The 21,514-nt window shown below is 59.9% G+C and carries 22 protein-coding genes; 7 read left to right on the top strand and 15 right to left on the bottom strand.

From position 1 onward, the window contains the following. Positions 1–105 precede the first annotated feature (105 nt). Positions 106–1,209, top strand: a complete 1,104-nt coding sequence (gene cax, locus NW827_RS04170) for a calcium/proton exchanger (RefSeq protein WP_414404095.1) — start codon at positions 106–108, stop codon at positions 1,207–1,209. An 88-nt stretch (positions 1,210–1,297) separates the two neighbouring features. Here cax and NW827_RS04165 read toward each other — a convergent pair whose 3' ends face one another. The 4 genes from NW827_RS04165 to NW827_RS04150 all read right to left on the bottom strand — a co-directional run bounded on the left by NW827_RS04165 (position 1,298) and on the right by NW827_RS04150 (position 4,202). After that, the gene (locus NW827_RS04165) at positions 1,298–1,537 is read right to left on the bottom strand and encodes a DNA-directed RNA polymerase subunit omega (protein WP_414359857.1); all 240 of its coding nucleotides are present in this window, start codon (positions 1,535–1,537) and stop codon (positions 1,298–1,300) included. Positions 1,538–1,596: 59 nt separating this feature from the next. Further along, positions 1,597–2,502, bottom strand: coding sequence for a cell division protein FtsX (locus NW827_RS04160; RefSeq protein ID WP_414359856.1), 906 nt, complete (start codon positions 2,500–2,502; stop codon positions 1,597–1,599). Positions 2,503–2,581: 79 nt separating this feature from the next. Then, the gene (locus NW827_RS04155; protein ID WP_414503367.1) at positions 2,582–3,268 is read right to left on the bottom strand and encodes a cell division ATP-binding protein FtsE; all 687 of its coding nucleotides are present in this window, start codon (positions 3,266–3,268) and stop codon (positions 2,582–2,584) included. A 160-nt stretch (positions 3,269–3,428) separates the two neighbouring features. Further along, positions 3,429–4,202 carry a WecB/TagA/CpsF family glycosyltransferase gene (locus NW827_RS04150; RefSeq protein ID WP_414404048.1) on the bottom strand — a complete coding sequence of 258 codons (774 nt, stop codon included), beginning with the start codon at positions 4,200–4,202 and terminating at the stop codon, positions 3,429–3,431. Between the two features lie 79 nt (positions 4,203–4,281). On the opposite strand from NW827_RS04150, the gene NW827_RS04145 reads away from it, so the two are divergent. After that, complete coding sequence (locus tag NW827_RS04145; RefSeq protein ID WP_414359852.1) at positions 4,282–5,208, top strand: alpha/beta fold hydrolase; 927 nt, start codon at positions 4,282–4,284, stop codon at positions 5,206–5,208. A 38-nt stretch (positions 5,209–5,246) separates the two neighbouring features. Here the strand turns inward: NW827_RS04145 and NW827_RS04140 are convergent, their stop codons facing one another. After that, on the bottom strand, positions 5,247–5,729 hold the full coding sequence (locus NW827_RS04140; protein ID WP_414404047.1) for a pyridoxamine 5'-phosphate oxidase family protein: 483 nt from the start codon (positions 5,727–5,729) through the stop codon (positions 5,247–5,249). Positions 5,730–5,971: 242 nt separating this feature from the next. On the opposite strand from NW827_RS04140, the gene NW827_RS04135 reads away from it, so the two are divergent. Beyond that, on the top strand, positions 5,972–6,193 hold the full coding sequence (locus NW827_RS04135; RefSeq protein WP_414359847.1) for a high light inducible protein: 222 nt from the start codon (positions 5,972–5,974) through the stop codon (positions 6,191–6,193). Positions 6,194–6,654: 461 nt separating this feature from the next. Here the strand turns inward: NW827_RS04135 and NW827_RS04130 are convergent, their stop codons facing one another. Both NW827_RS04130 and NW827_RS04125 read right to left on the bottom strand, forming a co-directional pair. After that, positions 6,655–8,697 carry a CHASE2 domain-containing protein gene (locus NW827_RS04130; RefSeq protein WP_414404046.1) on the bottom strand — a complete coding sequence of 681 codons (2,043 nt, stop codon included), beginning with the start codon at positions 8,695–8,697 and terminating at the stop codon, positions 6,655–6,657. Positions 8,698–8,740: 43 nt separating this feature from the next. Then, entirely contained in the window at positions 8,741–10,879 is a 2,139-nt protein-coding gene (locus tag NW827_RS04125; RefSeq protein WP_414359841.1) for a polyribonucleotide nucleotidyltransferase, read from the bottom strand. A gap of 330 nt (positions 10,880–11,209) precedes the next feature. On the opposite strand from NW827_RS04125, the gene NW827_RS04120 reads away from it, so the two are divergent. Continuing rightward, the gene (locus tag NW827_RS04120) at positions 11,210–12,859 is read left to right on the top strand and encodes a 2-isopropylmalate synthase (protein WP_414359839.1); all 1,650 of its coding nucleotides are present in this window, start codon (positions 11,210–11,212) and stop codon (positions 12,857–12,859) included. Between the two features lie 89 nt (positions 12,860–12,948). Here NW827_RS04120 and NW827_RS04115 read toward each other — a convergent pair whose 3' ends face one another. The 5 genes from NW827_RS04115 to NW827_RS04095 form a co-directional block, all read right to left on the bottom strand. Then, positions 12,949–13,947 carry an ABC transporter ATP-binding protein gene (locus tag NW827_RS04115; RefSeq protein WP_414404045.1) on the bottom strand — a complete coding sequence of 333 codons (999 nt, stop codon included), beginning with the start codon at positions 13,945–13,947 and terminating at the stop codon, positions 12,949–12,951. Positions 13,948–14,058: 111 nt separating this feature from the next. Continuing rightward, positions 14,059–14,262, bottom strand: coding sequence for a phycobilisome linker polypeptide (locus NW827_RS04110; RefSeq protein ID WP_011431036.1), 204 nt, complete (start codon positions 14,260–14,262; stop codon positions 14,059–14,061). 161 nt (positions 14,263–14,423) lie between these two features. Next, entirely contained in the window at positions 14,424–14,909 is a 486-nt protein-coding gene (gene apcB, locus NW827_RS04105) for an allophycocyanin subunit beta (RefSeq protein ID WP_414359836.1), read from the bottom strand. Between the two features lie 58 nt (positions 14,910–14,967). Further along, entirely contained in the window at positions 14,968–15,453 is a 486-nt protein-coding gene (locus NW827_RS04100; protein WP_414359834.1) for an allophycocyanin, read from the bottom strand. A 166-nt stretch (positions 15,454–15,619) separates the two neighbouring features. After that, positions 15,620–16,312, bottom strand: a complete 693-nt coding sequence (locus tag NW827_RS04095) for a hypothetical protein (RefSeq protein ID WP_414359832.1) — start codon at positions 16,310–16,312, stop codon at positions 15,620–15,622. A gap of 365 nt (positions 16,313–16,677) precedes the next feature. Here NW827_RS04095 and NW827_RS04090 point away from each other — a divergent pair, with 365 nt between their 5' ends. From NW827_RS04090 to NW827_RS04080, 3 genes are all read left to right on the top strand, one after another. Next, positions 16,678–17,838: an HhoA/HhoB/HtrA family serine endopeptidase gene (locus tag NW827_RS04090; protein ID WP_414359830.1), complete on the top strand. Its 1,161-nt coding sequence runs from the start codon at positions 16,678–16,680 to the stop codon at positions 17,836–17,838. A 161-nt stretch (positions 17,839–17,999) separates the two neighbouring features. After that, positions 18,000–18,608, top strand: coding sequence for a sigma-70 family RNA polymerase sigma factor (locus NW827_RS04085; protein WP_414360078.1), 609 nt, complete (start codon positions 18,000–18,002; stop codon positions 18,606–18,608). Between the two features lie 36 nt (positions 18,609–18,644). After that, complete coding sequence (locus tag NW827_RS04080) at positions 18,645–19,421, top strand: anti-sigma factor domain-containing protein (protein ID WP_414359828.1); 777 nt, start codon at positions 18,645–18,647, stop codon at positions 19,419–19,421. Between the two features lie 4 nt (positions 19,422–19,425). On the opposite strand, the gene ubiE is transcribed toward NW827_RS04080, so the two are convergent. Genes ubiE through NW827_RS04065 form a run of 3 tightly spaced genes read right to left on the bottom strand, consistent with a single transcriptional unit; the run spans position 19,426 to position 21,311 of the window. Then, positions 19,426–20,139, bottom strand: coding sequence for a bifunctional demethylmenaquinone methyltransferase/2-methoxy-6-polyprenyl-1,4-benzoquinol methylase UbiE (ubiE, locus tag NW827_RS04075; protein WP_414359826.1), 714 nt, complete (start codon positions 20,137–20,139; stop codon positions 19,426–19,428). Positions 20,140–20,189: 50 nt separating this feature from the next. Beyond that, positions 20,190–20,981: a hypothetical protein gene (locus NW827_RS04070; protein ID WP_414359824.1), complete on the bottom strand. Its 792-nt coding sequence runs from the start codon at positions 20,979–20,981 to the stop codon at positions 20,190–20,192. 57 nt (positions 20,982–21,038) lie between these two features. Further along, positions 21,039–21,311: a hypothetical protein gene (locus tag NW827_RS04065; protein ID WP_414359823.1), complete on the bottom strand. Its 273-nt coding sequence runs from the start codon at positions 21,309–21,311 to the stop codon at positions 21,039–21,041. Between the last annotated feature and the right edge of the window lie 203 nt (positions 21,312–21,514).

Genomic DNA, 21,514 nt, shown 5'->3' with positions numbered 1-21,514 from the left:
AAGTAGCTACCCGGCTTTTCCTTAGGAACCATGACCCTGGCCGATGCAAATTCTCCGCTTTCCTCGACGACTGCAGCAGCTTGGCAGAAAGCGCTGAACGGCTTGCTGTTCCTGCTGCTAGCGGGGGTTCCCCTGTCCTGGATAGGCCACCTTCAGGGCTGGGATCCCAATCTCATCTTTCTCTGCGCCGCTTTGGCAGTGGTGGCTTTGGCCAAGTTTACCGGTCAGGCCACAGAGGAAATTGCCGCCTTGACGGGCCCAACGATTGGGGGGCTAATCAACGCCACCTTTGGCAATGCCACCGAGCTGATCCTTGGCCTGGTGGCGCTGCGGGCTGGCCTGGTGGAGGTGGTCAAAGCCTCCATCACCGGCGCCATCATCAGCAACCTGCTCCTGGTGGCCGGCTTGGCCATGCTTTTGGGTGGGATCAAATTTCGCGAGCAGAGCTTTCGGCCTGAGGTAGCGCGCATGAACGCCTCAGTGATGAACCTGGCGGTGGTAGCGTTGATCCTGCCCAGTGTGGTTACCTATGCCGATGCCAGCTTAGGGGAGATCTCCCTTCAGGAACTCTCGACAGCAGTGGCTCTGGTGTTGCTGGCAGTCTATGGTCTCACCTTGCTTTTTTCCCTCAAAACCCACAGTTACCTCTACAGCATTCACGAAGCCGAAGCCGCCACCCCTCTTGCCCCCAATCCCGTCCTGCAGGCAGAGGGATCCATTCCCCAGGTCTTGACCGCCTCCTCGGAGCAAAGTCAGCTGTGGCCCTGGGTACTAGCCCTTTTGGGGCTAACCGTGCTGGTGGCCCTTGAGTCGGAGTTGCTTGTAGACACCCTGGAAACTGCCCTTGAGCAGCTACAGGTTACACCCCTGTTTATGGGGGTGATCCTGCTGCCCCTCATTGGCAATGCGGCCGAACACGCAACGGCAATCACAGTGGCCTTGAAAAACAAGATGGATCTCTCCTTTTCAGTGGCCCTGGGCTCGACGATGCAGATTGCTCTGTTTGTGGCACCTCTCTTGGTGCTGGCCGGTAGCCTGCTGGGCCAACCGATGAACTTTAACTTCGGGCCGGTGGAATTGGTGGCAATTGCCGTCTCAGTGCTGCTGGTTAACTCCGTTACGAGCGACGGACGCTCCAACTGGCTGGAGGGGCTTTTGCTCCTAGCCACCTATGTCATTCTCGGGGTGGCATTTTTCTTCTTGCACTAACTCCCCCTACCTGCGCCTGCTGGCTGACGGGCAACGCGGGCTTCCTCCTCCGGGGAAGATTGCCGCCCCTCCCCTCCCGGCCAAACCCCTACTCGTCGCCAATAATTTCCGGCTCCATCAGCTCATCCGACATCTCGATAATGGCGCGGCGAATGGGCTTCATCCGTCCTTCTTCCGCCTCGTTGGGATCCTCATAGAGGCGACGCTTGGCCCGATTGGCCACCTGTACCGTAATGCGATAGCGATTTTTGGCAGCGTTAATCAATGCTTCTACCCGACGCATTAGCTCGTCATTGTCAATGCCCAAATCAGGATTGCGGGACGCCATAGTTGGAGTCTTGGTGTTCCTAGGCAAAGCTTGATTGTAGCGCAATGGAAGCCCTTAGCTCAGAGCCCGCGACCTGCTGACTTGCGCACCGCAATGAGGCTGCTGCTGGTGCCCAGGGAAATTCCCATCCCCAAAAGCAAAAGCGGCAGGAACCAGGACGCCAGGGGATCGGGATCGGCCTGGAGCACCTTGACCAAAGGCAGGGGAATTAGCCGCTCTAACGCCTCCTGCAGCAACTGCCGCGATCCCAAAACCAAGCCCCAAGCCCCCAGGGCACTGATCAACCCAAACAGGCAGCCCTGCAAAACAAAGGGCAAGTAAATCCAGGCTGCCGTTGCCCCCACCAGCTGCATTACCTCAATCTCCCGCCGCCGCGCTATGACGACGAGGCGAATGGTGGTGGTGATGACAGCCACTGCAGTTAGAGTCAGCACCCCAAGGATGCCCAGGGATCCCAGCCGCAGCAGCTCCTGGAGCTGGGTCAGTTCTTCCACAATACGGCTGCCGTAGTACACCTCGTCCACCCCTTCCAGGGTGCGAATTTGCTCAGCCACCTGGCCCAGGGTTTCGGCGGAATCTGCCTTGACGCGCAGGGTATCCACAAGGGGGTTCTCTCCCAGCTGGATTTCCAGGGCCGCCTCATCTTGGATCCCCATCTCCAGCAGCAGGTCGCGCCAGGCTTGCTCTTTGGTGATCACCCTCACCGCTTCCACATGGGGCAGTCGGGCAACTTGCGGCTGCAACTCCACCCCTTGGCGTTCCGGCTCCAGATAGACAGAGATCTCCAGTTGCCCTCCCAGGGAGCGCACCGTCGCCTCCACTCCCCAAGACAGCTCCACGCCGATCCCGACCAAAAACAGCAGCACCAGCAGGGTGCTAACAGCAGCCCAGTTTAGCCAGCCTCCCCGCCGCAACCCCAGAAAAGTCTCTTGCAAGAGATAGCGAATCTTGTAGAGAAACTGCATGCTGCTTAGCGCCTAGCGAAGGGATTCTCGCCCTAGGGAGCATTGAAAGGGGGCTTGGCCTGCAGATCCCGGCAGCTCCTCAGCCCATATCATACAGGCGTCCTCCTTCCATGCGCACCACCCGGTGGCCGGCTCGCTCCACGAGATAGGGGTCGTGGCTGGTCATGATGATCGTCACCCCAAAAGAATTAAGGCGCTCCAAAATCTGGAGAACCAACAGCGAGTTTTCCGGATCCAGGTTCCCTGTCGGCTCGTCTGCCAGCAGTAGCACCGGCCTGTTGACAATGGCGCGGGCCAGGCTGAGGCGCTGCTGTTCTCCCCCCGAAAGCTCATGGGGAAAGCGATTCTCCTTATCGGCCAGCCCCACCATCTTCAGGGTTGGCCCAAGGCGGCGGCGAATTTCTGCCGGGGAGAGCCCCTGGGCCCGCAGGACAAAGGCTACATTTTCCGCTAGGGTGCGATTGGCCAAGAGGCGATAGTCTTGAAAGACCACTCCCAAGCGCCGCCGCAGCATCGCTAGAGGACGGGGGGGAATCCGGTAGGGCCGCCGCCGACCTTCCGAAGAAAACAGGCACACCCCATCCACCATCACCGTACCCTTGGTGGCCTCTTCAGCCCCGTAGAGCAGCCTCAGGAGAGTGGACTTGCCCGCCCCTGAGACTCCAGTTATGAAGACAAACTCGCCGCGGCGCACCTCCAAATTGACATCCCGCAAGAGCCACTCGCCATTGGGAAGGACTTTGCTCACACCCCGCAGCAACACCATGTTCTCAGAGCTGCTGGGCAGGGATCGCGAGCGGGACCGGTCAACGTCTAGGTCAGCTAAGGCGGGTAAGGCGGGAAGAGAGACGCTGGAGCTGGGATGGGCGCAACGGTAAAAGCGAGGAACATCACCAACGGGCTGACTAACCATCATGGCAAAGCACCTACAAAGAGGGAGAGGAGGTCTCGCCACCTGCTTGGGAGGGAGAGGGAGCCCACAGCACTTGCCAGGCAAACCTGGGCAAAGCCAACATGCGTCGCCAGCGCCAAGGTTCCTGATAGAGACGATACAACCATTCCAGGTGATGGTCACGCCACCAGCGGGGGGCCCGTCGTTTTTGCCCAGCCCAAATGTCGAAGCTACCGCCCACTCCCATCCAGATGGCTTGGGGCAAAAGAGCTCGCCAGCGATAAATCCATAGCTCTTGGCGCGGGGATCCCAGCCCCACCCACACCAGCTGCGGCTGGAAGGCCTGGAGAGTTTGCAGCAGGTTTTCTTCCTCGGCAGGAGAGAAGTAGCCGTGGTGGCCCCAAACGGCCAGAGAGGGAAAGCGGGCTCGCCAGTGCTGAATCGCCGCCTGGTTTACCTCCGGCTTGCCCCCCACCAAGGCCAAGCGCCACCCCTGTTCTGCCGCCAATTGGATTAAGGCTTCGGCTAGCTCGATCCCTGGCACCCGCTGGACGCGGATCCCTTGCCGCTGTAAGGCCCAAACCACCCCAATGCCGTCTGGGATCACCAGCTCAGCCTCCCGCAGCACTTGGGCAAAGGCAGGATCCCGCTGCCCCTGCATGATCATCTCCGGGTTGCAGGTGACCACCTGGGCGCCCAGGCCCTGGCTGAGGCGGGCTGCAATCCAGGCGGCGTAGCTCTGCAGCTGGGCTTCCGGCAGGGTAAGGTGCAGGTTGACGCCCAAAAGGGGGTAGGCTACCAACGCCATCGCCACGAACCTAGGGAGAGGACTTGCTTCCCCATCCAAATTGTGCCAGCAAAAAAGAGGGCCAGCTGCTAGGATCCCCATGCTCTCCGAACAGCCTTCTCCAAGCGTCCTAACTCCCTCTGAAGGGCACTGGCTCTGGCGGGGCCAGTCTATTCGCTACCAGCAGGCGGGATCCGCTAGCCCAGCAGTAGTGCTCATCCACGGCTTTGGGGCCAGCAGCGACCACTGGCGGAAAAATTTGCCGGCGCTGGGGCGGCACTGCCGCGCGTACGCCCTGGATCTGCTCGGGTTTGGGGGATCCGCCAAGCCCTTGCCGGGATCCCCTTTGCCCTACACCTTCGAGACCTGGGGCGCCCAGGTGGCCGATTTCACGCGGGAGGTCGTGGGGGAGCCAGCTTATCTAGTGGGCAACTCCATTGGTTGCATTGTGGCCTTGCAGGCAGCTGTTTTGCAGCCAGGCCAGGTTTTGGGGGTGGCGATGTTGGATCCCTCGCTGCGGCTGCTGCACGAGCGCAAGCGACACCAGCTCTCATGGCTGCGCCGCTGGACTGCTCCGTTGCTGCAATCTCTGCTGGGGTGGCCCCCCTTTGGGCGGTTTTTCTTTGCCCAGCTAGCCCGACCCAAGGCTATTCGCAACATCCTCCTCCAGGCCTACGGGCGCAAAGAAGCGGTTACGGAAGATCTGGTGCAGCTGGTGCTGCGACCGGCTCTTGATCCAGGGGCGGCAGAGGTTTTCTTGGCCTTTGTCCGCTACTCTCAAGGCCCCTTGGCCGAAGATCTCCTCCCTCAGGTCACCTGCCCTGTCCTCATCCTCTGGGGGGAGGCAGATCCCTGGGAGCCCATTGCCTTAGGGCGGGCCTTGGCCGAGTTCCCCTGCGTGGTGGGGTTTATTCCTTTGCCCGGGGTGGGCCACTGTCCCCACGACGAAGCCCCAGAGCTGGTCAACCCGCTGCTGCTAGCCTGGCTCCGGGATCCCACCCGAAAACCTGAGCTCGGGATCCCCTAGCAGCGCCTCTCCCAGAGGAGGGAAGTCCCGTCCCCCGCCTAAGAGGGAGTGAGGTGCTCTAGTTGATCCAAGTTGGGGCCGCTCAGCCGGAAGGCCTGGCCAAACCCCTGAATGAAGCTGCCGCTGGTGGGGTTGATCTGACAGAAGTGGAAGTCCGCCAGGCCCAGGATCATCTCGGCAATCTCGTACTTGGCGCGATAACGGGCCTCAAACCCCTGGGCTTGGGCCTCTTCGCGGCTGAGGAACTGGGCTGTCCCCTTTAGCATTAGCCGCGGCAAGGCGTGGTTGCTGCGCGGATCCCCCGGCGTCGGCGGCTCGTGGATGAGCAGCGCGGCCCGGGGATCTGCCCGCAAAGCTAGGGTGTGGGCAGAAAGGTCGCTGATGACAATGGCCAAGCGCAAGGGATCCCATTGCACCACAAAAGGCACTAGCGACACTGCTGGCGACCCCTCCTCTAGCACCGCCAAGCTGGCTACTGGCTGGGTCTCCAGCAGCGCCCGCAACTTTTCCTGTGCCGACATTGCTTTTTCTCTCCCTGCCGCTGCTATTATCCCCAAGCCCTCCTGGTTTGAGAAGGGATGGCCTAGCCCCCGTTGACGACCTGGCCCGGGAAAGTGGCCTGGCTCTCCCGCCGTCTGCACAACCTGGTTTGGCTCAACTCCCGCAACGGGGACGAAAGCCCCAACTCTCCCTTTGCTCAACAAAACTTTACAATCCTCCCCAGAGTAGGCTACACTGGTCAAGAAAGAATAAGGAGAACCCTATGAGCAGATATCGCTCCGTTGTTGTTGAAGACGGTGGTCGCCTCAACAACTACGCCATTGAGCCAGAAATGTATGTGGATCCCGTTCCGCGGGTGGGCTTTACCGAGTACGCTGAGCGCTTGAACGGGCGCTTGGCAATGATTGGCTTTGTGGCCTTGATTGCGTTTGAAGCATTGTCCGGTACCACCCTCATTGGCTGGCTGCAGTCCTTGGGTCGGTAGAAGAAGACAAGCTGGGGCCCACTGAGCAACGCGGCGCGGAAGTATGGAAAAGAAGCGCCGCTATTTGACTACCCTGCAACAACTCCTGACCTAGTCTGCAATAGCGCCGGCCCCTAGGAAAGCCCCTTGTAGGCCTCTACACCAACAGCCAGGTTGCACCAGAGAGGGTTAACTCCAGCGGGGAGCAGGGTGCTCTCAGTGCCAAGCTAACCTCCAAGGAGCTGCAACAACTGCAAACTGCCTAGACCTAGGTGAAAGCCTGCAGTCCCCTGCCAGCCTAAGCGGCCCTTTTGCTAGCGGCAGCCACCTGCCAAGGCAGAGTCGTGTTGGCCCAAGGTACCCCCTGGGGCTTAGGGGGCCTTGGCCCGCTGCCTGCGGGGCTACGTTTTGCCAGCGGGACGCCCTCCTTCGAGCCCCCAGCCGTGGGCTAGCACTTGCCAAGGAGCTTCCCTTGGCTGTAGCTAGGGATCCGGCATCTCCCAGTGCAGCTCTACATGGGTGTAGCCTTCTGGGGTTTGGGTGCGGTGCCAGGATCCCTTGGGCAGGTAGCGGGCGATGGTATTCATGACCTTGCTGCCGTAACCGCCGCAGGGGGCCGGAGCGTACTCTATGCCGTCGTTGAGGATCGACAGGTAGCAGTGGCGATCCCTTTGGACTAGGGACACCTTGACAAAGGAGGCGTTGCCCTTGGGAGGCTGGACATGGGCAATGACATTGCCAATGGCCTCTCGCAGAAAGCGCAGGATGTCCTCCCGCTGGTCGAACCACTCACTAGTATTGGGCTCCGCCAAAGGTTGCAGGTGGCGCTCTACAGCCAAGGTCAGGCTGCCCGTTTGGATGAGCTCGTCCAGATAGGTGTCGATGCCCCGGTGCAAGCCCTCCCGCAGGCTGGGGGAAATGTGCAACTTGGTGGCCAGCGTGCGCACGTCATTGAGCTGGGCGCGAATGCCCCGCCCGATCCGCTCCAGCTGCTCCAGGAGACGATCGTAAATGGCAGGATCGGGATCCCTGCCCTGTTGCTGTTGCCATTGTAAGCTCTCCAGCTCGTCCATCACCACCTTCAGCTCTTGCAGCTCGCGATCATGAATGTCGGTGGCTACCCGGTAGAGCAGCTTGCGGGCTTGGTCGATGGCCGCCTCCTGCTCAGCCCGGCGCAGGCGCTCCAATTCCTGTTGTTGGGCCAAAAGCCTCTGCTGGTTTTCCAAAATCACCAACGTTAGCAGCAGGCTTACCTCTGTCAGGCCAACCGCCAAAGCTGGCAAGCTCAGCGGCCAAATCCAACGCCATAGCAAAAATTGGGCCACAGCCCAGCCTTCGTAAGCAGCCAGCCCCAGCAGCGGCCAGAGGAGAGGGCACCGCTGTTTCCAGTCCCAGCGACTCTTGCGCGGAGAAGGGCGATGAAGCACCAAGATCAGGCCCGTTCCCCCACTCAGCAGAAAGACAACCCCTGCCGCCAGCGCTGCCGGCAGGGATCGATACACCTCTCCGGTAAGCAGGCTGGACAAGACTTGCGCCTGCAGTTCTACGGCTGCAATCTGGGATCCATCTGCTGTCCGTACTGGAAAGGTCTCGGGGTAGCCGCCCACAAAGCCCACCAGGACGATCTTGTTCCGCAGTTGCTCGGCAACTTTCGGATCGAGGGGGGGGATCCCTTCCTGGCGGCGGCAGGCTTGCCCGGGGTTGATCGTCGGGGAGCCGGGTCCCGTCCGGGGAATCACCGGCGGACAGACCTCCTCGATGGGAATGATGGGGATGCCGTGCTGGGCTCCGAGGGGGTTGAATTGAACTGGCTGCAAACCCCGTTCGCGCAACCAGCGGCTGGCCCGCTCCGGGTCGTACTTGGCAAAAGCCAAGGCCTCCACCGCAGCAAACATCTGCTCCTCCTGGCTGTCGCGGCGTAGGTAGAGCCCTCGCAACTGGGCCTGGCGCAGGATTCCAGCCCCGTCCAGGCGGTGTTGCACCACTCCCTGGACATGTTCCGGTGCCACCAAGTACTCCAGCCGCCGCGAGGAAAAGGGCAAAAAGTGGTTGTAGATGTTGATCTCAGAGCGGCCAAAGCTCTCACTGCTGCGGGTAGCCAAGACCACACGATCTGGGTAGCGCTGGATAACCTGACGCAGGGGAGCATCCAGGTCCTCGTTACCCAGATTCTGCGGCACCACAAAGCTACTGGGCAGATTCAGCACCACCACCCTAGCCCCCGCTTCTTCCAGCAAGCGCAGAGTTAGGCCGGCGTAGTTGGAGCGCTCCAGAAGAAAGTCAACATGAGGCTTGCCCTCCGCCCTTTCCCCCTGGCCTTCAAGACGGCCATCGATGCCGACAATTGCCACCTCTGGGGAAGGCTGTTGGGGGCGGCGCAGGGCATAGAGCCAGGCTTGGGCATCGCTCTCCAGCCGCAGGGGCAAGGGGTGCTGAGCGGAAAGGTTGAGCAAAGTAGCCCACCCCAGCCCCCAAGCCAAAGCCCAGCCCCATTCCCCTGGGGAGGCGGCCCGTCGAGCTGGCACTCCAGGACCTTGGTCACTGGGGGGTGGGGAAGAAACCGCAGCCTCAACGGCGGTGGCTGCGCACTCGCGCCGCTTCCTCAGGGCTAATGCCAAGCCGGGTGAGGTTGACACGGCCCTTGTGATCGATGCTGCGCACCTTGACCACCACTTCGTCTTCCACGGCAACTTCATCTTCGACGCGGGTGACGCGGTACTCCGCCAGTTGCGAGATGTGGATCATGCCCTCCTTGCCAGGCAAGAACTCCACAAAGGCGCCAATAGGGAGGATGCGGGTCACCCTGCCTAGGTAAACTTGCCCTTCCTCCACTCGCCGCACTAGGTTTTCAATCATGGCCCGCGCCGCTTCAGCCTGGCCGCTAACCGAGGAAGAGACCGTGATTGTGCCATCGTCGCTAATGTCCACCTTGGCCCCCGTTGCTTCAGTAATGCTGCGCACCATCTTTCCGCCGGGGCCGATGATCTTGCCGATGTCTTCTGGATCCACCTTGAAGGTAAGCAAACGGGGAGCCGTTTTGGCCAACTGAGGCCGAGGGGCGGGAATGACCTCCAGCATTTTGTCGAGGATGTAGTCCCGCCCAGCCTTGGCTTGCAGGAGGGCCTTCTCGAGGATGTCAACGGTGATGCCGGTAATTTTCATGTCCATCTGCAAAGCGGTGATCCCCGCCCGCGTGCCGGCCACCTTAAAATCCATGTCCCCCAAAAAGTCCTCGATCCCTTGGATGTCAGTGAGGATACGCACCTCGTCCCCTTCTTTGATTAGGCCCATGGCTACGCCGCTAACTGGCGCCTTAATCGGCACCCCGGCATCCATCAAAGACAGGGTAGAGCCACAGACTGAAGCCATCGAGGTGGAGCCATTGGAGGAGAGCACCTCCGAGACTACCCGCACCACGTAGGGGAACTCCTCCTCCTTGGGCAGCACTGGCACTAGGGCCCGCTCCGCCAGCGCCCCATGGCCAATCTCCCGCCGCCCCGGCGAGCGCGAGGGCCGCACTTCTCCCACAGAAAAACCAGGGAAGTTGTAGTGGTGCATGTAGCGCTTTTCGTCCACTGGGTGCAGGTCGTCCAACTCCTGGGCATCGCCAGGGGTGCCTAGGGTAGTAATGGAAAGGACTTGGGTGAGGCCACGATTGAACAGAGCACTGCCGTGGACTCGCGGGATCAAGCCCACCCGGCAGGAGACCGGCCGCACCTCGTCCAGCCTGCGCCCATCTACCCGCACCCCCTCTTCCAGGATCTGCCGGCGCATCAGCTTCTTGAGGAGGGCCTTGAACTGGTTGTCCAACTCCTTGGGGTTTTCCAGCAGGTAAAGCCTTAGGGGATCCCCCTCTGGCCGTTCCTGGATTTGGGCCGCCAGCTTGGCCTTGATGGCCTCCAATTGCTGCTCGCGGCTGGTCTTGTCCAAAAACTGTCTAAGGACAGAGCAAATCTCCTCCTGCGCCTGTTCTGCTACAAAGGTAACCAGCTCCTCATTGACGGGGGGCGGGGGCAGTTCCACAGGAGTGATGTTGAGGTCGGCAAAGACTTGCTGTTGAGCTTTGAGCAGCTCCTGAACAGCCTCGAATCCAAACTCGATAGCCTCAACCACGTCCTTTTCCGGCACCTGCTTGGCGCCCGCCTCGACCATGATCACGCCGTCGGCACAGCCAGCTACCACCAGATCCAGGTCGCCAGCCTCGATTTCCGCATAGGTAGGGTTGATGATAAACTCATCCTGGAGTAGGCCAACTCGCACCGCTGCCACCGGGCCGTTGAAGGGAATGCGGGCACCGTGAACGGCCAGGGAGGCTCCTAAAATGCACAGCACATCGGGGGGCACCTTGTCGTCCACAGAGAGGGTGGTGGCTACAATTTGTACGTCGTCCCGTAGCCACTCTGGAAACAGCGGCCGCAGGGGTCGGTCTATGAGACGCGAGATCAAAGTAGCCCGCTCTGGGGGGCGACCCTCGCGCCGCAGGTAGCTCCCTGGGATCCGGCCAGCAGCATAGAGGCGCTCCTCATAGTCCACCAGCAACGGCAAAAAGTCAGCCCCCTCACGATTGGCCTGGCGCGTGGCCGTAACCAAGACCGAAGTTTCCCCACAGGTCAGCCAGACTCCACAGCCTGCCTGGGGGGCCATCAAGCCAATATTGATGTCAATTTCCCGCCCGTAGAAGGAAATCGACCGAGTATATTCTGCCATGTAACGCTTCGCCTTCCTCTTTTCCTTGCCGCTATCGTAGCATTTTGGCCCGTTGAAGTAGGCAACCCCTGCCGAGCCACTAGGCCTCCGGCCACTTCTTTTGCAGGGGCTAGCTCAGCCTCACCCGATTTCTGCGTTGGCCAAGAGACTGCAGAAGGCGGTTGGCAGTACCTCTCCAGGCGCCAAGGATCTGGGGCCTTCAGCAGCCGCTGAAGTCCTCCCGGCGGTTATAGCTTGCTTCTATAGAGCAATGCAATAAGCTAGGGGCTTTACGGCGCTTCTAGTAATGCCAAAATAAAAAGCACTGTCTACCTCTTCAATCGAAAAGTTATGAACGCTGCCGCAGCTTCTACCTCTTCCTCATTTGATGGCCAAGCCTTGGATCATGTGCTTATTTTCGACACCACTTTGCGCGACGGAGAGCAGTGTCCCGGCGCAACCCTCAACACTGAGGAGAAACTGGCCATTGCCCGGCAACTGGCTCGGCTAGGGGTTGATATCATCGAGGCGGGGTTTGCCTACGCCAGCCCTGGCGACTTTGAGGCGGTGCAGAAGATAGCTGAGCACGTGGGCACCCCCGATGGCCCCGTCATCTGCAGCCTGGCTCGTGCCCGCAAGGCTGATATCGAAGCGGCAGCTGAAGCCCTCAAACCCGCTGCCAAGCCCCGCATCCATACCTTCATTTCCACCTCTGACATCCACCTCAAGTACCAGTTGCGCAAAACCCGCGCTGAGGTGCTGCAAATTGCTGAAGAGATGGTGGCCTACGCCAAGTCCTTTGTGGACGATGTGGAGTTCTCCGCCATGGATGCCACCCGCTCTGATCCCGAATTCCTCTACGAGGTCCTCGAAGCAGCCATTCGGGCCGGGGCCAAAACCATCAATATCCCTGATACCGTTGGCTACAGCATGCCCGAGGAATTCGGCCAACTGATTAAAAGCATTCGCGAGAACGTGCCCAGTATTAAGCAGGCTATCATCTCTGTCCACGGCCACGACGACCTGGGAGTCTCAGTAGCCAACTTCCTGGAGGCCATCAAGCAGGGAGCGCGACAGGTGGAAGTAACCGTTAACGGCATTGGCGAGCGGGCCGGTAACACAGCGCTGGAAGAAGTGGTGATGGCCCTGCATGTGCGCCGCAGCTACTTTAACCCCTACTTTGGGCTGCCGGTGGACTCCGAAAAACCGCTGACTCACATCAAAACCCAGGAGATCTACCGCACCTCCCGCCTAGTCTCCAACCTCACCGGCATGTTGGTGCAGCCCAACAAGGCAATTGTTGGTGCCAATGCCTTTGCCCACGAATCCGGCATCCATCAAGACGGGATGCTCAAAAACCGTCAGACCTACGAAATCATGGACGCCCAAACCATCGGTCTGCAATCGAGCACCTTGGTGTTGGGCAAACACTCGGGCCGCCACGCCTTCCGTACCCGCCTCAAGGAGCTGGGCTTCGAGTTGTCAGAGCAAGAGCTAAACAAGGCTTTCTTGCGCTTCAAAGAGCTGGCCGACAAAAAGAAAGAGATCACCGATCTCGACCTAGAGGCCATCGTCAACGATGAAACCCGGCCAGTGCCGGACCTCTACCGGCTGGAGCACGTGCAGGTGGTGTGTGGCAATCACGAGACGCCTACAGCTACTGTGCGCCTAATTACCCCTGAGGGGGAGGAAAAGGTGGATGCAGCAGTGGGCACGGGACCGGTGGATGCGGTTTACAAAGCGATCAGCCGCATTGTCAACATTCCTAACCAGCTCATTGAATTCTCTGTCCAGTCGGTTACCGCCGGCATTGACGCCATGGGGGAAGTTACTATCCGCCTGCGCCATGAAGATCGCATCTTCTCCGGCCATGCTGCCAATACGGACATCGTTGTTGCCTCCGCGCAAGCCTATGTGAACGCCCTCAACAAGCTCTATGCCGCTCTGCATGCAGCTCGCTCGACGGCTGCCCAGAGGGAGGCTGCTACGCAACAAGTTTGACCACGAGCACAACAAGCCCTCTCCTTGCTTCCAAAGCCAGGCTCCTGGGCTCCCTCTCCTGCCGGGGGGCAGTCCGGGGGAACCTAACCCTAGGGGAGGATCCCCCCGGCAAACACTCGGCCGATAACCTCTTCAATTGGCGGATCGGTTACTGTCAAGTCCAACACCTCCAGCTCTGCCAGCAGCCTGGCCACTGTCTGGGTGAGCTGTTCCCGCCGCACCCACAGCCGCACCTCGCAGCTGCTGCCAGGATCCCCTTCGCTGCGCAGCTCACCATAGGACTGCAGTTGCGCCGAGGAGCAAGGGCGGGCCAATTCCAGCTTCACCTCGCGATAGGGAGCAAAGCGCTGCCGCAGCTCTTCTAGGTTGCCATCGTAGATCAGTTGCCCGCCGCTAATCACCAGCACCCGCTCACAAAGGGCTGTAATATCAGCCATGTAGTGGCTGGTCAGGAGCACTGTTGCCCCGTAGCGGCGGTTGTAGTCCCGTAGAAACTGCCGCACAGCAGCCTGGGCATTCACATCCAACCCCAAGGTGGGCTCGTCCAAAAACAAAACCTGCGGGCGGTGGAGCAGGGCCGCCAGGAGCTCTGCCTTCATCCGCTCCCCTAGGGAAAGCTTGCGCACCGGTTGATTTAGCTTGCCTTGCAGGTTGAGTAACTCCGCCAACTCCTCCACCCGATCCTGAAACACCTTTTCCGGGAGCTCGTAAACAGCGGCATTAATGCGCAAGGAGTCCATCGCCGGGAGATCCCAGAGGAGCTGCTGCTTTTGTCCCATCACGAGGGTAATCTGCCGCAAAAAAGCTGGCTCGCGTCGGTAGGGCAGATGGCCGACCACCTGGACCGTACCACTGGAGGGGTAGATGAGACCTGTTAGCATCTTTAGGGTGGTGGTCTTGCCAGCGCCGTTTGGCCCCAGAAAACCTACCACCTCCCCCGCCTGAATCTGAAAGCTCAAAGACTGCACTGCCGGGATGTAGCGATAGGTGCGGCGAAAAAAGTGACGCAATGTGCCCACTACCCCCGGCTCCTTGATGGCCACTGGGTAGACCTTGCTCAGGTTGTCAACAGCAATAATTGGCTCCAAACTCTCACCCCCACAAAATAGCCAGACTGGCTTCCCCAGCCCCAAGGCTAAGCTCCCCAAAGCTGGGCCTACCAGATCTGGCCAGGAGGCAACAGCAGATGGGCAAGGGAACTACAGCAACCCCACGTCGATTCCTGGCTTGCCGGCAACCAGCTCTACCTTCAGGATGCGGCCACCCGACTTCTGAATGCGCTGCTGCTCGCGAAACCAGTTGTCGTAGGGTACCAACTTGGTGAAGTAGGTATTCTGCAGCTCCCGTTGGGTACGAATTCGGGTTTGGCTAGGCACGCAAGCTGTAATCTTAAACATCCGCATGGTGCAAGGATCCCCCTGATAAATGGCTGACCCAACCAGCAAGGCAGGCGACCCACCTCAGAAAGCTCGCGTACCCTAGTTAGCACACCAGATCCCTGGGGCAAGTCGCCTGTCGTGCTTGTTAGAGGCTAAACCTCAGGCCAAGGCCACAATGTTGGCAGTTAGCTTAGGCCGGAGCAAATGTAGTCAAAGTACACACCCATTTCTTTGCCGGCTTCAGGACCCACCAAAGCCGCAGTTACCTCCTTCATGGCTTGGATGGCCTGAATCGTTGCCCCAATTGGCACTCCCAGCGAGTTGTAGGTTTCTTTGAGGCCGTTGAGCACCCGCTCGTCGAGGATGGAGGGATCCCCTGCCAACATGGCGTAGGTGGCATAGCGCAGGTAGTAGTCCATGTCGCGAATGCAAGCAGCATAGCGACGGGTGGTGTACATGTTGCCACCAGGGCGGGTGAGATCCGAGTAGAGCAAAGCCTTGGCAGCAGCATCCTTAATGATGTTGGAAGCGTTGGCTGCAATGGTGGCAGCCGCCCGCACCCGCAGCTCGCCCGAGGCGAAGAAAGCCCTCAGCTTGTCCATGGCCGAGCTGTCGAGGTACTTGCCTTGGACATCGTAGCTGTTGATTACAGCAGTAATTGCGTCTTGCATGATGAGCTTCCTAAATCCAATCCGTGAACCTTAAACAGAAGGCAGTTAAACAAAAAGACTAACTCATGGCTCCCGCGACAAAGTCAAAGTAGTAGGCTGCTTCAGCCGCGTCCTCGGGAGACAACAGACCCATGGCTACCTGCTTCATGAGGCGAATGCTCTCCGCCACTGCCGGCAGGGGCGTGCCCAAGGAGTTATACATCTCCCGCACACCTACCAAGCCGATTTCCTCAATCGGCGTAACATCGCCGGCAACGATCCCATAGGTAATTAGGCGCAGGTAGTAGTCCATATCCCGCAGGCAAGTTGCCGTCATCTCCTCTCCGTAAGCGTTGCCACCTGGAGAGACAATGTCGGGACGCTTTTGGAAGAGCTGATCGGCTGCTTGCTTAACGATGCGCTCACGCGACTCAGTCAAGACTTGAGCAATGCGCAGCCGCTTCTCCCCCGAGGTGACGAAGGACTTAATGCGATCCAGTTCTCCCGGGCTGAGGTAGCGGGCTTCCGCATCCGCATTCACAATCGACTTCGTGATAACGCTCATGGATAGCCATCCTCAAGTCGTTTTTTTAAAAGAGTATGACAGGCATACCCCCATGTTATTCTCCGATATGCCTGCCGTCTGCCATCTCAGATCTTCACACTTCTTAAAGTCCTTCCCAGGCAAGGAGCTCCCCTCCCTGGCAACGGCTGCAGCGGCTAGCCCTCGTCTAGGGCAGATAGGGTTGAAAGTCTTGGGTAACCCTCAAGGTCAGGCTGGCGTTGGCATCAATCACCGCCACTTCTGGCGCTGTCACGTTGCCAATCACAGCCCCTGCAGCTGCTCCGCCCAGCACTTTCTCTGTTGAGATCACCCGGTCACCCAGGAGGCCCCCTAAGATGGCCCCTGCAGCTGCTCCAATCAGGGCATCTTGGACAATGGCTTCCGCAGAGGTATGGCGGGGATCCTTGCGCAGCGGGATCACCTGGCTTTGGGCGTAGAGGGGGTAGGATTGGCCGTTAAAAACCAAAGCTCGCGAGACAAACTGGGTGCCGCCGCTTACTGGCTGGAATTGACCTTCTAGGATGGCTCCCGCCGGGACGACCGTGTTGCCGTAGATATCCCGCAGGGGAGTTTCCAGGCTGAGGCTGACGGCGCGGGTTTCACCAGGGGCAAGCAGGAGGGGCTCGGCAGAGCGATGCACCGCTTGGATTAAATCTCCAGAGCGCAATAGCAGCGTGGTTCGCAATTGAAAGGGCTGGCCAGAGCCGTTTCCCCCTGCCGCCGGATTTACAGGACGCCATCCCTCGCCAGGGGGTGGGGGTGGCAAGGGATCCCTTTGCGCCAAAACCGGCGCAGCTGGTGGTAGCCAGAGCAACCCCCCCAGCAGCGGAGCCAACAGGCAACGGGCTCGGTTGGTCATGGTCTTATCCCTGAGCTACACTTCTAGGTTAGCGGCAAAAACCAAGTGCAAAGGCTTCTTTGGCTTCCCCCTCCATCAAACCCACTCCTAGAGGGAAGTCAGCTTCCCAGAGCAGTAGATTCTGCTGCTCTTTGGACTGGATAGCAGTGCGGAAAAGCGCCATAGTTCTGGAATACCTGCTGCCCGTGCTAGATTGGGCCTAGGTTTTTTCCTCCCCGTGGGGCTTTTTCCGCAATCCCAACTCTTTCCCTGTGGCTATGAAGTCCAGCCCATCTATGCCAAACCAACCCTCTCCCAGTTCAGGCCCTTCTGCTCAGCCTGACCAGTCGCCTCAAGGGAATAGAGTCCTTCCCTTTTTGCAGCCTTTGGCAGTCTCCGCCCTCAGGTCTCTTTTTGCGTCAGTGCTGCTGGTGCTCTTGGGCATTGGTCTGGGAGCAGCGCTAGGGGGAGGCAGGGGGGTATCTGCTCAGACGACGGCAACTCCACCCCAGCCAAACCTAAATTTTATTGCCGAGGTGGCCCAGAAGGTGGGGCCGGCAGTGGTGCGCATCGACTCAGAGCGGACAGTCAACGTTCCTGGGGCTTTCCCAGAGGAGTTCTTTAGCGATCCGTTTTTCCGCGAGTTCTTTGGCCAGGTGATCCCTCCCCTGCCGCGGCAGCGACGACAGCAAGGGACGGGCTCCGGCTTTATCATTAGCCCGGATGGCCAGATCATCACCAACGCCCATGTGGTGGAGGGATCTGACAAGGTGACGGTGACGCTGAAAGATGGCCGTAGCTTTGAGGGCAAGGTTATTGGCACGGACCCAGTTACGGACATTGCAGTGGTCAAGATTGACGCCCAGAACTTGCCAACGGTGAAGCTGGGCCGCTCCGAGCTTCTGGAGCCGGGTCAGTGGGCCATTGCCATTGGCAACCCCCTGGGGCTAGACAACACGGTAACTGCCGGGATCATCAGTGCCTTGGGCCGTTCCAGCAGCGAGATCCGCGTGCCCGACAAGCGGGTGTCGTTCATCCAGACGGATGCGGCCATTAATCCCGGCAACTCCGGCGGTCCGCTGCTGAATGCCCAAGGGGAAGTGATTGGGGTCAATACCGCCATCATCCAGGGAGCGCAGGGGTTGGGCTTTGCCATTCCCATTGAGACAGCGCAGCGGGTGGCCAACCAGTTGATTACCCGGGGCAGGGTGGATCACCCCTACTTGGGTATCCGCATGCTCACCCTTACTCCTGAGCTGAAGGAGCGCCTTAACCAGGATCCCAACAGTCGCATTTTCGTAACCGTGGATCAGGGGGTGCTCATCGGCGAGGTCATTCAGGGATCCCCAGCAGAGCGGGCGGGCCTGCGGGCTGGAGATATCATCCTCTCCGTCAATGGCCGCCCTGTAACCACTGCCGACCAAGTGCAGCAAGAGGTGGAGCGCACTGAGGTGGGCAGCAAGCTAGAGCTGGAGATTGAGCGAGGGGGGCGGCGGCAAAAGATCCAGGCGGTCACCGGCTCTTTCCCGACGCCAAAGCGCAGCTAAGCAACTGCTGTTCAAGCCAGCTGGTTGCTACAACCAAGAGGGGGGAGAGGAGGTAACGTTCCGCTGGACTTCGGCGGCAGGCTGGCGCTCTTGCGGGGGAGGGGGACGGTGGGGCAGCTACTATGGATCTGTCTCCTCTGGCGTTCTGGGTAGGGTCCAGCATGGTTAAGCAGCGGAGAGCCCTATCCCCTTGGTGCAAGCAGGTGAGGAATTGGCCAGCCTGTACTGATTTGGAGCTGATGGAAGCCCTCAAAGCAGGGCAGCCTGCTGCTCTGGCCGCCCTCTATGATCGCTATGCCAGCTTGGTCTATGGTTTGGCCCTCCAGATCCTAGGCTGTGTAACTGAGGCCGAGGATCTGACGCAAGAAGTGTTCGCCACCCTCTGGCGAAAGCCCAGCCACGATCCCAAGCAGGGATCCATCAACAGTCTTTTGTGTAGGTTGACCCGAGCGCAGGCTCTTGAGCGGCTGCGCTCTCAAGGCAGCCAGCGGCGCCCCTGGAAGCCCTGGCAGCCCCTGCTCATTGCCAGCAGCAGATCTCCAGCCCCCTTTGAGCAGCTTTCTGTGGAGGAGCGGCGGCAGCCAGTTCAGGAGGCTCTCAGTCAGCTTTCGGAAAGCCAGCGCCAGCTACTGGAGTTACTCTACTATCGAGGGTTAAGCGCAGAGGATATCGCTCAAGAGCTGGGGATTCCGCTGGCCACAGTCCAAGCTCGCTCTCGCCAAGCCCTTTGCAAGTTGCGACGATCCCTGCGCCCCCTGCTTGGCCAGTAAAGTTTTGAGCCCTGCCGCAGGGTTGTTGGGATAGCCATGTCTTCTGCCTCCTCCCCCCTTTTTCCTCTTCCCGCTGAGCTGGAAGAGGCAGTCCTGGCCGATTACCTGCTGGGGCTCTTGCCCCCTGAGCAGGCAAGTGCCCTGGAGGTGCGCTTAGCTCAAGAGCCGCAGCTATTGGCAGAATTACAAGCCCTCCAGGAAGCTCTGCATTTGTTGCCCTATGGGCTGCCGGGGGTGATCCCTTCAGCCAGTTTGCGCAGCCAGGTCATGGCAGAGACAGGCACCCCACCCATCCCCCCACCCCCAGCCTTGCCCTCTCTGGGCCTTGGTCGCCTCCAGCTTGAGGGGCGGTGGCTGAGGGGCTTAGCGGCGGTAACTTTGTTGTTGCTGGTTTTCGATAACTGGCGGCTGCGGCAGACCCTGCAGCCAGCTCCCCTAGAAGCGGTGCAGGCGCTGGCCCAGTTGTTCCAACAGCCGGGATCCCGCCTGATTACCTTGCAGGGGGAGGCAGGGTCGGCTAACTTGCTGTTTCGCCCGGGGGAGTGGCAGGAGGTGGTTTTGGCGGCAAGGGATCTGCCCCCCTTGCCTGCAGGGGAGCGCTACCACCTTTGGCTCAAGCTGGACACCGAGGAGATGCTCTATGGCGGCAGCTTTCAGGTAGATGGCCAGGGCACCGCCATTGTTGCGTTGCGCCCGCTACAAACGCCTTCCAAGGATGCTCCTGTCCAAGAAGTGCTGATTACGGCTGCCGCCGTCCCCCCAGACCTTGGCGGCAAGGTTCTCCTTAGCGCTAGGGTGTTGGGAGAAAGGTGAGTCCCTAGCGAACAACCAGGAGCACTCCCATCATGCCACCGGCTAGGGGGTAGAACTTGGCAGCAGAAAAGCCCAGCTGCAAGGCCATTTGCCGCTGTTGTTCTCCGCCGGGAAAGCGATCCAAGCTGGGAGCGATATAGGCATATTCGGATGCCAATCCAAAGGCTTTGGCCTGGGCAACAACGTGGGTGGTGAGGTACCAGCGCTGAAAGCTCTCAAGGAAAGGAATCCCAGCGGGGCGATGGAAATCCAAAATGGCGGCGCGACAGCCAGGTTTGAGCACCCGGTAAATCTCCCGCAGAGCCTGAGGGATATCGGTTACGTTGCGCAGGCCATAGCCCATCGTAATGGCATCAAAGCGGTGGTTGGCAAAAGGCAAGGCCAGCGCATTGCCCAAGACCCACTCTAGGGAGTAGCCGGGGAGCAATTGCTGGGCACGGCGCTGGGCAATGGCCAGCATGGCGGGGGAGAAATCCAGTCCCACTACTTGTCCGCTTCGTCCCACCCTCCGGGCCAGTTGCAGGGCCAGATCGCCAGTGCCACAGCAGAGATCCAACACGTGCCCGCCCGGACCGGCGCCCGACCAGCGCACGGCCATGCGCTTCCAAACCCGATGGAGGCCCAGGCTCAGGGTTTGGTTGAGGGCATCGTAGTGGGGGGCAATGCGGTCGAAGAGCTCGCGAATCTGCTCAGGGCGCTCAAAGGCTGGGCTAGGCACTGCTTGTCAACTCCGCTTGGCGTTGTTGTGGCAACAATCTCTAGGCAGGGCTACGGCGGCACCGGGATTCCGCTAACCCCAACTTGGTAACGGCGGCTGGGATAATCCGCCAGGCTTAGGGACAAGGAGCGGGAGCCGGCTAAGCTGGAGGCGGGGATGCGGATGGTTCCCTGGAAAACGGGGCTGTTGGGAGGCAGCTCCCCGGGCAAGCCCTGGGTGAGAGCGTTGATCGACCGGCCGTTGTCGTCAGTAACGTTCAGGAAGCTGTAGAGAAAGCGCACTGCTTCCGGCGAATTGTTTTGCACGGCAACATTCAAAACCACCTGCCCTCCCTCGCGTCGCACAGAGAGCACCTGCATGGCAACCTGCCCACTGGGGGCCACCTGTGGGGGTGGGGGAGAGGGTGTAGACCTAGGTGGTGGCGAGGGGCGCGCTGGTGGCGGAGAGGGGGAGGCAGGCTGCAGGGTAGGGGAGGGAGAGGGGGCCAATGCCAATTCGGGAGACAGGGGACGGAGAGGAGTGGGGGTGGGAAAGACAACGACTGCGGGTGGGGGTGTGGAAAGCGGAGTGGGAGTGGGGGGTGGCTGAAGAAAGGCTTTCGCTGCCGCAATTACCTCGGCCTCACTGAGAAGGGGCACGGTACGGGGATCGCGAACGATCCCGGCGGAGGAAACCTGGCTGGTTTTGGTAACAGGAGAGGAGACCCCCGAGAGAGCGCGTTGGCCGAAGAGATAACCCAAGCAGCCGCTCACCACTGCCGTAAAGAAAAGGGCCCCCACCCACCCCACCTCTCCCAAGAAGCTGGAGGTGAACTCTCGCACCCGCCTGAGCAACCTGCGCAAAGAATGCTCGCTCCTGCTAGGGACTTGTTCTACTATGGTACGCAAGCCATCGGCAAGCTACGCCCCTGGCCCAGAATCTGGGTGCTCCTGCAGCTGGCCGCGGAGAGCGGTGCTATCAAGGTTGGGCAGCCGTTCTCCTAACCACCAGCTTGGATCCTCCCAGCTCAGGGATCCCAGCCACTTGGCGGCGCGATCTGCCAAGACCAATCCCAACAAAACAGGAGCAGTGGAGATCCCCAGCGCCAGGCTTAGCCAAAGGGGAGGAAAGGTTTGCGAGGCGGCTGAGGAAGTATTTTGGGCAGGGGAAGATGCCGGTTTAAGATCCATCATGTCTGCGTTCTGAATCGGGACTTGTAAACCTACCCCTAATTGAATTGAACCTCATCCTAACTCCAAACTTACGGATCTAGAAGCTTTTGCTTAAACTCAGCTAGTGCCGCCAGAGTTTCTTGATCCAGGGGGCGACAAAGAAGAGGTGCTGCTTGACGTATTGCTGCAAGAGGCCAATCCCACCAGGCAAGCTGGCTGAGCTG

Source organism: Synechococcus sp. H70.1 (assembly GCF_047502705.1).
GTDB lineage: Bacteria > Cyanobacteriota > Cyanobacteriia > Thermostichales > Thermostichaceae > Thermostichus.
Note: the sequence above shows the minus strand (reverse complement) of the source record. Positions and strands in the feature narration are given on the sequence as shown.